The 12,242-nt window shown below is 47.9% G+C and carries 12 protein-coding genes; 6 read left to right on the top strand and 6 right to left on the bottom strand.

Annotation, left to right across the window (positions count from 1 at the left end; genetic code table 11):
• Positions 1–230: 230 nt before the first annotated feature.
• From HMPREF2865_RS09230 to hda, 4 genes are all read right to left on the bottom strand, one after another.
• Entirely contained in the window at positions 231–1,016 is a 786-nt protein-coding gene (locus HMPREF2865_RS09230) for an endonuclease/exonuclease/phosphatase family protein (RefSeq protein ID WP_070646827.1), read from the bottom strand.
• Positions 1,017–1,173: 157 nt separating this feature from the next.
• Positions 1,174–1,488: a TonB family protein gene (locus tag HMPREF2865_RS09225; RefSeq protein ID WP_003747161.1), complete on the bottom strand. Its 315-nt coding sequence runs from the start codon at positions 1,486–1,488 to the stop codon at positions 1,174–1,176.
• A 58-nt stretch (positions 1,489–1,546) separates the two neighbouring features.
• A complete protein-coding gene (locus tag HMPREF2865_RS09220) occupies positions 1,547–2,215 on the bottom strand; it encodes a histidinol-phosphatase (protein WP_070646826.1) in 669 nt (222 codons plus the stop codon).
• Positions 2,212–2,880: a DnaA regulatory inactivator Hda gene (gene hda, locus HMPREF2865_RS09215; RefSeq protein WP_070646825.1), complete on the bottom strand. Its 669-nt coding sequence runs from the start codon at positions 2,878–2,880 to the stop codon at positions 2,212–2,214. Before hda ends, HMPREF2865_RS09220 begins: the two co-directional genes overlap by 4 nt.
• 230 nt (positions 2,881–3,110) lie before the next feature.
• Here hda and HMPREF2865_RS09210 point away from each other — a divergent pair, with 230 nt between their 5' ends.
• From HMPREF2865_RS09210 to HMPREF2865_RS09195, 4 genes are read left to right on the top strand one after another with little or no spacing between them, the layout of a single operon-like run.
• Complete coding sequence (locus HMPREF2865_RS09210) at positions 3,111–3,749, top strand: DedA family protein (protein WP_070646824.1); 639 nt, start codon at positions 3,111–3,113, stop codon at positions 3,747–3,749.
• A gap of 46 nt (positions 3,750–3,795) precedes the next feature.
• Complete coding sequence (locus HMPREF2865_RS09205; RefSeq protein ID WP_070646823.1) at positions 3,796–5,232, top strand: MBOAT family O-acyltransferase; 1,437 nt, start codon at positions 3,796–3,798, stop codon at positions 5,230–5,232.
• A gap of 10 nt (positions 5,233–5,242) precedes the next feature.
• A complete protein-coding gene (gene patB, locus HMPREF2865_RS09200) occupies positions 5,243–6,271 on the top strand; it encodes a peptidoglycan O-acetyltransferase PatB (protein WP_070646822.1) in 1,029 nt (342 codons plus the stop codon).
• A complete protein-coding gene (locus HMPREF2865_RS09195) occupies positions 6,268–7,380 on the top strand; it encodes an SGNH/GDSL hydrolase family protein (RefSeq protein ID WP_070646821.1) in 1,113 nt (370 codons plus the stop codon). The genes patB and HMPREF2865_RS09195 overlap by 4 nt, the downstream gene beginning before the upstream one ends.
• A gap of 108 nt (positions 7,381–7,488) precedes the next feature.
• On the opposite strand, the gene HMPREF2865_RS09190 is transcribed toward HMPREF2865_RS09195, so the two are convergent.
• Both HMPREF2865_RS09190 and HMPREF2865_RS09185 read right to left on the bottom strand, forming a co-directional pair.
• On the bottom strand, positions 7,489–8,079 hold the full coding sequence (locus HMPREF2865_RS09190) for a LemA family protein (RefSeq protein ID WP_070646820.1): 591 nt from the start codon (positions 8,077–8,079) through the stop codon (positions 7,489–7,491).
• A 140-nt stretch (positions 8,080–8,219) separates the two neighbouring features.
• Positions 8,220–9,308: a metallophosphoesterase gene (locus HMPREF2865_RS09185; protein WP_070646819.1), complete on the bottom strand. Its 1,089-nt coding sequence runs from the start codon at positions 9,306–9,308 to the stop codon at positions 8,220–8,222.
• A 98-nt stretch (positions 9,309–9,406) separates the two neighbouring features.
• On the opposite strand from HMPREF2865_RS09185, the gene HMPREF2865_RS09180 reads away from it, so the two are divergent.
• Both HMPREF2865_RS09180 and HMPREF2865_RS09175 read left to right on the top strand, forming a co-directional pair.
• Complete coding sequence (locus HMPREF2865_RS09180) at positions 9,407–10,315, top strand: Dyp-type peroxidase (protein ID WP_070646818.1); 909 nt, start codon at positions 9,407–9,409, stop codon at positions 10,313–10,315.
• Positions 10,316–10,526: 211 nt separating this feature from the next.
• Entirely contained in the window at positions 10,527–12,194 is a 1,668-nt protein-coding gene (locus HMPREF2865_RS09175) for a ShlB/FhaC/HecB family hemolysin secretion/activation protein (protein WP_070646817.1), read from the top strand.
• Positions 12,195–12,242 lie beyond the last annotated feature (48 nt).

The raw sequence follows: 12,242 nt of genomic DNA, 5'->3' as shown, positions 1-12,242 counted from the left end.
CAAACAAAAACATTATTATTTTTAAATCAATAAGTTAATCTCAAAGTACGATTCCCCCCGCCTCCACCAGATTTAAAGCGCAAACTTTTGATATAAAAAGGTTTGCGCTTTTTTATAAACTTAAACAGGCCGTCTGAAACTTTTCAGACGGCCTGTTTTTGTCTCAAATATCTGAGAGAAAAACTTTTTCTTTCGATACATTGCCAATAGTGCTTTAAAAAATTTCAGCCTTACATTTTTCTATCTGATTTCATATTCATTTTACGATGAGGTCTAACCGTTACACTCAATGGCAGATGATCTGACAAATGCTGCCAGTCTTTACTGTTGTGGATTTCAGAATCGATGACATCAAGATTGCGCGTATAAATGCGGTCGAGGCTGAGGATGGGCAGGCGCGAAGGGAAGGTTTTGGGGCGTTTGCCTGTATTATCGACAAATACTTCGTTCAAATTTAATGCCCTGCCCAGCTCATGGGCTGATTTCTGCCGCCAGTCATTGAAATCGCCAGCGATAATCAACGGGCTTTCCGGACGAATATATCGGCCAACGTAATCGCTGATGGTGCGGTATTGTTTAAGGCGGTCCGGCTCGCGCAGATTGAGGTGGACGCACAAACACACCAGCGGATCTTCCCAACCTTCAGGCACGACTTCGCAATGCAACAGGCCGCGTTGTTCGAGTTTGTTGACGCTGATGTTGAGGTTGTTTTCCGTTTTCAGCGGCAGGCGGCTGAGAATGGCGTTGCCGTGGTGGCGTTTGGGATAGACGGCATTTTTGCCGTAGCTGCGATGATAATCGAGGCTGTCGCCGATGATGTCGTAATGCGGCGCATCGGGAAAGTCGGTACGACGGCTTCTGTTGAGATGTTGTCCTTGGACTTCTTGTAAAAACAAAACGTCCGAACCCAATGCACCCAGCGCATCAGCCATGCGGTTGACCTGCACTTTGCGGTTGAGCGCAGACATGCCTTTGTGCATATTGTAGGAAGTAATGGTAACTGGACGGGGAGACATGATGTGTGATGAAGCGGTTTATTTGTTTCAGTATAGCACCGGAGCGTGTGGTTTTACGGCAATTTTGGTTATACTTGTTTAAAGAATAAAACGGCGTTTTGACAGGGAATTTCCCAATCAAAACGCCTTCTGTTTTTCAGACGGCCTTGCGTCCGAATCAGTTGTTGATTACTTCAACATTGGTTTCAAAAGTAACGGTATGTTGATATTTAGATGCGGTTTTGCGTTTCGGATAAGGATATTTGGAAACGCTTTTCACTGCGCGTTCGTCCATTTCAGGATTGCCGCTGGATTGAATGATATTCACGCGGTCAACGTTGCCGGCAGGAGTTGTAAAAACATCCATCAAAACGGTTTTAACGCTGCCGTTTTGTGCTTTCATGGCTTCCAGAGTTTCGGTATCGGCTGCTTGTGCGGTACCGAATACAGCGGCAAACAACAGGGCTGAGGCGAGGAGTTTAGTCGTTTTCATGTTTTATCCTTATTAGGGTTGTGGTTAGGTTAAATATTTCAGACGGCCTGATTGATCGTTATTTGAAATTCAAAATCGGCCAACCTTTTGCTTTGGCTTCTTTTTCCAGCTCGGCATCCGGATTGACGGCAACAGGTTCGTCCACAATACGCAACAAAGGCAAATCGTTTTTGGAGTCGCTGTAAAAATAAACTTTACCGTAGCTTTCAAATGTCTCGCCACGCTCGGCAAGCCATTGGTTCAATCGGGTAATTTTGCCTTCTTTCAGGCTGGGCGTACCGACATAGTTGCCGGTATATCGGCCGTCTTCACCGGTTTCAAGCTGTGTGCCGATGACGTTGTGAATACCGAAAAGATGGCAGATAGGGGTAATGATAAATTCGTTGGTCGAAGAAATAACCAACATTTCATCGCCTGCCATTTGATGGCTTTGCACCAACATACGCTGCATCGGAGAAATATGCGGAACAATATATTCGGCCATAAACTCGCGATGAAACTCAGCCAATTCTTCCTTGCTGAAACGGGCTAAAGGCGCGAGATGGAATTTGAGGAAGGCATCGATATCAAGACAACCGTTTTGATAGTCTTGGTAGAACTTTTCATTTTGCGCCTCGGTTTCAGCCGCATCGACTATGCCTTTTTTAATCAGGTATTGCGGCCAAGAGTGATCCGAATCGGTATTGATTAAGGTATTGTCGAGGTCGAAAATGGCAAGGTTTTTCATTGGGTTTCCTGTTGTTTTAAAAGCTGGCGCAAAAGCGGCAAAGTAATGCGCTGGCCCATCATAACGGCGTAATTGTCGAGGGTATCGAGCATTTGCATCAGGCTGTCCATATCGCGCCGCCAATGGTTCAGCAGGTATTCGAAAATTTCTGGATCGATGGTTACCTGACGGATAGCCGCCATGCTGACGAGCGCATCGATTTTTTCCCGGTCGGTCAGCGGTTTGACTTCGTAAACCAAGCAATACGCCATGCGTGTGCGCAGGTCTTCACGGATAACGAGTTGCTGCGGCGTATATTCGGAACTCAAAAGCAAAAAGCCTTTGCCGCTGTTGCGGAAGCGGTTGAAGATGGCAAACAGTAAAGCCTGTTCTTCATTATTGAGCTTTTCGATTTGGTCAATGGCAAGATATTCCGCATCCAACGCGGCTTCTGTCAGCGGCGTGGCGGCGGCATCAATATAGATGGCATTTCGTCCGGCATCGAGCGCCTGTGCGACCCATGCCTGCAAGAGATGGCTTTTGCCTGCGCCCTCTTCGCCCCAAACATAGATAAATTGCCCATGTTTGTGCTGCAACACATACACCAGCTCGGCATTTTCTGTTCCCAGAAATTTGTCGAAGCCGGGATAATCATGGCTGGCAAAATCGAAGATGAGCTGGTTCACAAAGGCGCACCGGTTAGGTTGAAATCGGCTTTATTTTACGTTGTTTTGCCGTCCACCATCAAGGATAAAGGCCGTCTGAAGCCTATACCTGCAACATATCTGCACTTCTAAACATATCTTGACGCGCTCACGGCATTGGTTTTATTACGCTTTGGTTTTACAATGTCGAACTTCTTGCCGAAACATTTGTCTGTTCTTTTTCAGACGGCCTTTTTATTTGGGGAACCCTAGTGATTTCTACCCTTATTGATTTCATCCTCCATATCGACCAACACCTTGTCCACCTCTCCGCCCAATACGGCCCGTGGATTTACGCGATTTTGTTTGTTGTGATTTTCTGCGAAACTGGTTTGGTCGTAACGCCATTTTTACCCGGCGACTCGCTGCTTTTTGCCGCCGGCGGTATTGCGGCCATCGGCGGCATGAACATCCACGTCATGGTATTGCTGCTCTTGGCGGCCGCTATTTTAGGCGATGCGGCCAACTTTATGATTGGCAAGTATTTTGGACAAAAACTGTTTGCCAATCCTGATTCCAAAATTTTCCGCCGTTCGTATTTGGAAAAAACCCATGCGTTCTATGAAAAACATGGCGGCAAAACCATCATCATTGCGCGCTTTGTGCCGATTGTGCGGACGTTTGCGCCATTTGTCGCCGGTATGGGCGATATGCACTACGCGACGTTTATCCGTTACAACATTATCGGCGCGGTGTTGTGGGTATTGTCGTTTTCCTATGCAGGCTACTTCTTCGCCAATATCCCCGTCGTCAAAAACAATCTGGGCTTAGTTATGGCGGCGATCATCGTGATTTCGATTTTACCCGCGGTAGTCGAAGTCATCCGCGCCAAACTTAACGCCAAAAAATAACAATCAATCGAAAAGTTTGAAAGTTTAAACACATCAAGGAATTGTCATGCCGTTGTTGTCTATTGAGTTTGCGGTATTCTTTATCGTATTTTTGCCGCTGTACTGGGCATTTGCACGTTTGCCGAAAGTTCAAAACGTTTTACTTTTGGTTGCCGGGCTAGGCTGGCTTTACCGTATCGATCCTATCTTTGCCGCGCTGATTTTGGTTTACTCGTCTGTGGTTTACCTGATCAGCGTACTGATGTTTTCTGAAAACGAGCATATCCGCAAATTTTGGCTGGGTTGCGGTATTTTGGCGGCATTGACTGTTTTGTGTTTCTTCAAATACTTCGACTTTTTCCGCCCGATTATTCAGCAATATACAGGACAAAGCGCCGTCATCGACATCCTTTTGCCTTTAGGCTTGTCTTATTACACCTTCCAATCGCTGGCTTACTTGGTGTATTGCTACCGTGAGCCTAAGGGAGACCGTTTTGAATGGCACGAGCTCCTACTGCATTTGAGCTTCTTCCCCACCATCACATCCGGCCCGATTATCCGTGCGACCGCTTTTAAAAGCATAGACGGCGAACAAGCAGGTGCATTGGCGCAAATCCGCACCAAACAAGCACGCCAACTGATTTATCCGGCTTTGGCAGTCGGCCTGATTGTGTTGGGCATTGCCAAAAAATGGTGGCTTGCCGGCGTATTGGCGGAAGGCTGGGTATCGCCTGTTTTTGAAAATCCGGCTCAGTTCGACGGCTGGGGCGTGTTATCTGCGATTTATGGCTACACCTTCCAACTCTTTTTCGACTTTTCCGGCTACTCGGATTTGGTCATCGGCTTGGCCATGCTGCTCGGCTTCCAACTGCCGAAAAACTTTGCCGTGCCGCTTCGCGCCATCAACATCCGCGACTTCTGGGACAGATGGCACATCAGCCTGTCCACTTGGATTCGCGACTATATCTATATCCCTTTGGGCGGCAGCAAAAAAGGCTTCGGACGCACTCAGCTTAATCTGATGATTGCCATGTTGCTTTCCGGCATTTGGCATGGCTATGGCTGGAGCTTTTTGATTTGGGGCGCGCTGCACGGTGCAGCTTTAGTGTTCCTTAACTGTGGCGACAAAATCGTCGGCCGCAATGCCTTAGGCCGTCTGAAAATCGGCAAACCGCTCGCCTGGCTGTTTACCTTCCATTTCGTTTGTTTCGCGTTTGTCGTGTTCAACAGCGCAACGCTTGCCGATACGGAAATGCTGTTCAGCGCATTATTTGCCAATGACAAAGGTTGGAACGCGCCTCTGCCGACCGACCTCATGTTGCTGGGTGCATTTGCGATGATGCTTTTGCTATACCCGTATTTGCTTCGCTTATTTGAAGCATCGGTAAAAGGCTTGGACAAACTGCCTGCATGGCTGTGGTTTATCCCCATCACGCTTATCCTCGCCCTGATTATCGTCTTCGCCCCGTCCGGCATTCCCGGCTTTATTTACGCCAATTTCTAAGGAGCAGAACATGAAACGCTTTATCTCCCTGTTTGTTTCGATTCTGCTCAGTGCAGTTGCGCTGATGTGGTTTGCCCAAAACTCCATCAATGCCTATTGGCAGCAGACCTATCATGAAAACAGCCCGCTTGAGCCTTTATCCGAATACACTTGGTGGCGTATCGGTGCAGATTGGCAACAAAAAGCCTACGAATTTTCAGACGGCCTGAAAGCTTCGCTGGAAGCAGAAGACACTTTGGCTTCGGAAGACTCTGGTATTGAAACGACAAGGCCGTCTGAAAATACGGAAAACATTGAAACATCGGACAATCAAAAAGACTTTGTTGCTTCTGATGCGGCTAACAATACGGATACCGCCGCCAGCGAGCCAAGCAATCAGGCTGATCAGTCGGCAACACAGGTTGTATTGAAAAAAGGCAACAAAGTTTTCTTTGCCGGCGACTCATTAATGCAGGGCGTTGCACCTTTCGTACAAAAACACCTCAAGCAAGAATATGGCGTACAATCGGTCAACCTCAGCAAACAAAGTACCGGTTTGTCCTACCCCAACTTCTTCGACTGGCCGAAAACCATCGAACAAACTTTGCAAAAAGAACCCGACATCCGCGTTTTGGTTGTATTCTTAGGCCCTAACGACCCTTGGGATTTCCCGATGGGTAAAAAATACCTGAAGTTCGCTTCCCCCGAATGGGAGGCAGAATACCTCAGCCGCGTCCGCCGTATTCTTGATGCAGCCTCTACACATGATGTCCAAGTCATTTGGCTGGGCATTCCTTACATGAAAAAAGCCAAGCTCAACGAACAGATGCGCTACCTCGACAAAATCCTGTCGGGTACGGTGTCGCCTCAAGCCATTTGGTTGCCGACCGACAAACTGTTGAGCAATGGCGCAGAAGAATATGCCGACTCTGTCAAAGTAGATGGAAAAATCATCCGTTACCGCAGCAAGGACGGCATTCACTTTTCCGCAGAAGGCCAAAAACTACTGGCCGGAAAAATTATGGAAAAAATTAATTTTACACACGATACACAACCATGAAATTTAATAAAACCTTACTCCTCACGCTTCTCGCACTCCCTATTACCGCCTGCGCAACCAATGACGGCCTATTAAGCAACTACGACTCCAACCGCCCTGCCTGGCTGAATAAACTCCAACAGCTCAACAACACTTCAGACGGTAAGTTCCGCATTATCCAAGTCGGCGACTCCCACACCGCCGGCGACTATTTCACCGACCGCCTGCGCCGCCGTTTACAACAACAATGGGGCAACGGCGGCATTGGTTGGGTTTATCCCAACACCGTCAAAGGCCAGCGCATGGCAACCGTCCGTTACAACGGCAGCGGTTGGAACACCATCAGCAGCCGCAAATCACACAGCGATTTTTCTTTCGGCGGTATTGAAGCACGCGCCGATGGCGGCAGCGTTACCTTAAGCGCAGCCGACGGCAGCATGGATATGCAACAAATCTCCATCTTCGGCAAACCGGTTTGGTCCGAGCAAACCCTGACCGTCAACGGACGCGAAATCCCTGCCACACAAAATGGTTGGCAACTGCTGCATACCAATACCTCCCTGCCAATGACCCTCAGCAGCGGCATGCCTTGGCAAATCGGTTTCATTAATATCGAACGCCCCGGACGTGGCGTAACCGTTTCCGCCATGGGCATCAACGGCGCGCAGTTATCCCAATGGTCAAAATGGCGGCCGGGCATGTGGGAAGATTTGGCACAAACCAAAGCCGATTTAATCATCCTTGCCTACGGTACCAATGAAGCCTTTTCCGGCAATCTCGATATTTCCTCTACCGAACGGACATGGCGCAATTACATCCGCCAAATCAAAAACACCCTGCCCAACGCAGGTATCCTGATCCTCGGCGCTCCGGAATCTTTGAAAACCGCCTACGGCAGCTGCGGCAACCGTCCTGTCTTGCTCAGCGAAGTACAACAAATGCAGCAACGCGTTGCCCGTGACGAAAAAATCATGTTCTGGTCTTGGCAAGATGCAATGGGGGGCGCATGCAGCATGAAAAGCTGGATGGCTCAAGGCTTGGCAGCCAAAGACGGCGTTCACTTCTCTGCACAAGGTTACGAAACTGCAGCCGATAAGCTTGCCGACAGCCTGATCCGCTTTGCTCAATAAATTAGCCAAAGCCTAAGTACTTTTCATTAACAGTACACAAAAGGCCGTCTGAAATTAATATTTCAGACGGCCTTTTATTTATCGCTTATTCAGCAAACTGCTTAATTTTTAAGCCAACATATTGCTGCTCATGCGTTGCGTTTGATTTTCCGTAAAACGAACCAATCCTGCCTGCTTGTCAAAGCCTAATGGCTTGGCGACAAGACGGTTGGGCAGCTTGTTTAAATGATGGTTGTAACTTCCGGCTCTGCGATTGTAAGTGCGGCGTGCCAATGCGACTTCCGCTTCTGCTGCATTCAGCATTTCCATCAAACCGGCCAATTTCTTATCAGGATACTGTTTCAAAAGACCGTTGACGGCAGTTTGCAATTTTTTCAGCGCATAATTCAATGCTGTTTCGGCTTCACACAGATGTTTGATTTTGGATTCGGAAAATGTTTTGACAGTTTGCGCCAATGCGGTTTCGACTTCGGCACACATCTGCTGAACGTTTTGATCCGATGCAATGCCCTGCTCTTGCAGGTGTTTGCTGTATGCATCCAATACATGACGGACAGCCTGATGGCGGCAGTCGAGCGCAATGCGCAAAGAGACAAAGGATTCGTGACAGTCTTTTTTGTGGTCTTTCAACTGTTGTTTGAAATACAATAAGACTGCGGTGATTGATACGAAGATAAGTGCAAGACTAATAATACCCATAGTAAGTTCCCTAGTTATGATGCCACTTATATCGGTGGCTGATTTTTTATATTGATTATAATCCAATTTTAATATTTTTTCCCAATTTTCATAAAAAAGGCCGTCTAAAATTCAGACGGCCTGAAGTTTATATTTCTATTTCAATGCTTTGACTTGATGTCGATAACCCACACTTCTGATTGCGAACCCAAACGAAGGGGAATGCCCCAGAAGCCGTAGCCCGAAGTGGTGAAAAAATGGCCGTTGCCGATCGCCTCATAACCGTAAGCAAGACGATAAAGCGTACGGACGATAAGGTTGGCAGGTGCAACTTGGCCGTTGTGGACATGGCCGGAAACTTGCACATCAATCGGCAGCCGTGCATGGGCTTCGATTGAAGTAGGACGGTGATCCATCAATAAAACCGGTAATTCGGTATTTTGACCTTCCAAAAGCTGCTCCGTGCTGGGACGCTTGCGATCCAAATCATCGCTCCGCCCTACCAGCAACATACCATTCACTTCCAAAACCTGATTGGCCAAAACCGTCAAACCTGCCGCTTCCAATTCATGTTTGATGCGCTTCTGATCGCGGAACCAGTCATGATTGCCCAAAGTGGCATAAACACCCATCGGCGCAGTCAGCTTCTGCAAATGCGGTTTCATGTTTTCTTTAAGGTAGGCATCGATGGTATCGTCCATCAAATCGCCCGGCAGCAACACCATATCGACTTGTTCCCGCTTCATGATGTCCGTCAGCTTGTCTAATTGACGTGCGCCGAACAAAATCCCCAAGTGCAAATCGCTGGCCACGCCTATACGCAACGGCTTATCCATTTTCTTATTGATGAATACGGTCTGATGGCGGACAACGGGCGTATAGGCGTTATACATCCCCAAACCGAGCAAACCGACCACAAACAAAGGCGCAAACAGCCGCAGGCTTCGTGACAGTGGTTGGCGCGCCATAAAACGGCGCAGCAAAAGATACAGGATAAATGTCGCCAACGCGGCATACATCACAAACAGCAAGATTACCATCCAAAATGCCACCACGCGGAACATCATATGCCCCAACTCCAGCAGCAAGCCGACCAACAAGCCGTTTGTAATGAAATAGGAAATACCCATCAGCCAACGCCTGCCGACTTTGCCAATCCAAGGCGCAAACAGCCATTGCAGCGAACGCCCGAGCCCGAATGTAAACACTTGCAACAGAATGACGCTCACAAAAAACATCTTGCCAAACATGCCTTTCCGCCCTAAAAAATCAAAAGGCAGATTTTAGGCCGTCTGAAACTTTCAGTGTATAATCCCCCGCGTAAAAACCCATAATATAAGGAATCATCATGAGCCATCCCCAATCAGCCATTATTCCTGATCACGCACAAGCCGGTATTTTTATCGAAGCAGACATTTCAGACGGCCGCAACGAAGACATCAAATCTGCCTGCCGCCTTTCTTTGGAGGCTCTGGCCAAATTAAAAACTCGTTTTCCGAATGATATTTTGGGTTTGACCATTGCCTTCGGCAGCCGCGCATGGCAATCGTTCGGCCATACTGACGAAGGCAGTGAAATCAAACCTTTCCCAGAATTGGGCAACGGCCTCGCACCCTCCACCCAACACGACCTCTATATCCACATCCAAGCCACCGAGCAAAAAGCCGCCTATGCCTTAGCACAATCCGTATTAAGCGCATTCGGCGACAGCATCCGCGTATCCACTGAAGAACACGGCCTGCGCCTGTATGAAGACCGCGGTTTGGACGGTTTTGTCGATGGCACGGAAAATCCGCAGGGCGATGACAATGTGCGCAATGTCGCCATTATTCCCGAAGGCAAACCGGATGCCGGCGGCAGCTATGTTTTGCTGCAAAAATACCTGCACGATTTAAAAAAATGGGATGCCGTTCCTACTGCCGAACAAGAAGCCAGCGTGGGCCGCAGCAAAGAAACCAATGACGAATTCAGCAAAGACGTGCGCCTGCCCGACTCCCATCTCGGCCGCGTCAATGTCAAAGAAAACGGCGTTGGCTTGAAAATCGTCCGCCGCAGCCTGCCCTTCGGCAAACTCAGCGGCGAACATGGTTTGATGTTCACTTCCTATTGCAACACGCTGCACAATATTGAAGTTCAACTGCTCAATATGTTCGGCGATGCAGACGGCAAAACCGACTTACTGCTGAAATATTTGTCTAAAGCCGTATCAGGTGCTTACTACTACGCGCCTTCTGTCGAGCGTTTGCAAAATCTTTAACGGCTCAAAGGCCGTCTGAAAAAACCTGCCTTTTCAAAGGCAGGTTTTTGTTATTTAAATTCCCTTAATATTTTTATGGTATCATCATAGAAATTTATTCTATCATTGCTTAATAAACCCTGATTACAGACAACGATAAAAACCGATACGCCCCAAGCAGCTATTTTCGATAAAATAAACCCAATTATTATCCCTATAAAATTACGACACCATGTATAAATCCCGCCTTCTTCCCCTGCCCGTATTGATTCTCTCCGCACTGAACGCCTACGCGGCCAATACGCCGAATCCGCCTGATCAAATCGATAAAAACGTATCCAACCAATTCGACAAAGACTTCCGCGACAATCTCGACCAGATTCATTCGGTTGAAATCCAAAAACGCGAGCAGTCAGCATGGGATTTACAGAAAAAACAAGATAACGACACGGTTGCACAAGAGGTGCCGTCTGAAAACAATACCGAATGCTTGGATTACACCGGTATCGAGCTTTCCGGCATTACCCTTATCGATTCCCAAAAGATTGAAGCCAAGTTACCCAAATGCATCAATCAAAACAGCATCAACCAACTGAACCGGGACATCGTTGCCGAGTATATCGCTCAAGGCTATCCGCATACGCAAATCAAATTTGAAACCACGCCTGAACGCGTCCTGAAATTGGCAGTCATCGAAGGCAAAATCCGTGAGATTACCGGCGGCTCCCGTACAGTCAACGTCGATACCCTCTTCCCCGATCATCAAGGCAAACCTCTAAACATCCAATACCTCGACCAAGGTATCGAACAGGCAAACCATGTTGCCGGCAACAACGTCAGCATCGATGTTTATCCGCATGATGACGGTACTGCCTCCATCCAACTCAACAACGATGCCCAAAAACATTGGGGCGGCAGCGTCACCATCGACAATAAAGGCAGCAAACCCAATACCACGACACTGCGCGGCAGCCTGAATATCGGCAGCCCGTTGGGATTGAGCGACTCCCTTTATTTAAACGGCTACACCAATCTAAACAACCACGACAGCCATTACAGTCGCGGCGGCAGTATGTTCTACCAAGTACCTTATGGCGCATGGACATTCAGCACTTACGCCGTCGCGTCGCAATCGCAAAGCATCTTAACGCCCAGCGTAACGCGCTATGCCTACCGCTCCAAATCCAAAGCGGCAGGAATCAAAGCGGACCGCGTATTTTCACGCAGTCAAAAACACATTACCTCCGCCTATGCCGGCATCGATTATGTGAAACAGACTGCAAAATTTGCCGACAGCAAACTGGAACTGCAAAGCCCGGAAATCTATTCGGCACAAGTCGGCCTGTCGCATACAACCATCCTGCCAAACGGTATTTGGCTCAACAATATCGGCGTGGAACAAGGGTTTGCGAAAAATACCGAACACACGCCATTCGACAAGCTCTATACCTCTGTATCCTTGCAAAGCAATTTGATTCAAAACCGCCCATTGGGTAAATGGATCGTGCGCAACCATCACCAAATCGATGCCCAATATAGCCCGCATGATTTGTTTGCCACCAAAGAAATGGACATCGTCGGTTATCAAAATGTACGCGGTTTCCGTTCAACTTCTTTGAGCGCAAACAGCGCAGTCCTGTTAAGCAATACTGTTTATTTCCGCCGCAATACGCCCCACGGCATCTATATCGAGCCTTATCTAGGCGCGGACATTGGCGTTGCCAAAAACAATAACGAAGGTTCGCAACGTGCCATGGGTGTGGTTGCAGGTTTAAATTTAGGCAAGGCGGACAAATGGCAGCTTTCTGCCGACTATGGCAAAGGTTTTGCGCGCATGCCCAACCAATCAAATAGTGAAATACAGGATCATGTGACTGTTTCTTTGCGCATTCCATTTTAAAGTTATGTAAATATATATCCTTTTATCCAATATATAAACCGCCCATCT

Origin of the sequence: Neisseria sp. HMSC073G10 (assembly GCF_001812605.1) — a bacterium.
GTDB classification, from domain to species: Bacteria; Pseudomonadota; Gammaproteobacteria; order Burkholderiales; family Neisseriaceae; genus Neisseria; species Neisseria subflava_A.
This window is presented reverse-complemented; position numbering and strand designations above follow the sequence as displayed.

Excerpts from the sequence above, each read along its gene's own strand:
- HMPREF2865_RS09230 (WP_070646827.1), bottom strand. The coding sequence starts at position 1,016 with ATGTCTCCCCGTCCAGTTACCATTACTTCCTACAATATGCACAAAGGC.
- HMPREF2865_RS09225 (WP_003747161.1), bottom strand. The coding sequence starts at position 1,488 with ATGAAAACGACTAAACTCCTCGCCTCAGCCCTGTTGTTTGCCGCTGTA.
- HMPREF2865_RS09220 (WP_070646826.1), bottom strand. The coding sequence starts at position 2,215 with ATGAAAAACCTTGCCATTTTCGACCTCGACAATACCTTAATCAATACC.
- HMPREF2865_RS09205 (WP_070646823.1), top strand. The coding sequence starts at position 3,796 with ATGCCGTTGTTGTCTATTGAGTTTGCGGTATTCTTTATCGTATTTTTG.
- patB (WP_070646822.1), top strand. The coding sequence starts at position 5,243 with ATGAAACGCTTTATCTCCCTGTTTGTTTCGATTCTGCTCAGTGCAGTT.
- HMPREF2865_RS09195 (WP_070646821.1), top strand. The coding sequence starts at position 6,268 with ATGAAATTTAATAAAACCTTACTCCTCACGCTTCTCGCACTCCCTATT.
- HMPREF2865_RS09190 (WP_070646820.1), bottom strand. The coding sequence starts at position 8,079 with ATGGGTATTATTAGTCTTGCACTTATCTTCGTATCAATCACCGCAGTC.
- HMPREF2865_RS09185 (WP_070646819.1), bottom strand. The coding sequence starts at position 9,308 with ATGTTTGGCAAGATGTTTTTTGTGAGCGTCATTCTGTTGCAAGTGTTT.
- HMPREF2865_RS09180 (WP_070646818.1), top strand. The coding sequence starts at position 9,407 with ATGAGCCATCCCCAATCAGCCATTATTCCTGATCACGCACAAGCCGGT.
- HMPREF2865_RS09175 (WP_070646817.1), top strand. The coding sequence starts at position 10,527 with ATGTATAAATCCCGCCTTCTTCCCCTGCCCGTATTGATTCTCTCCGCA.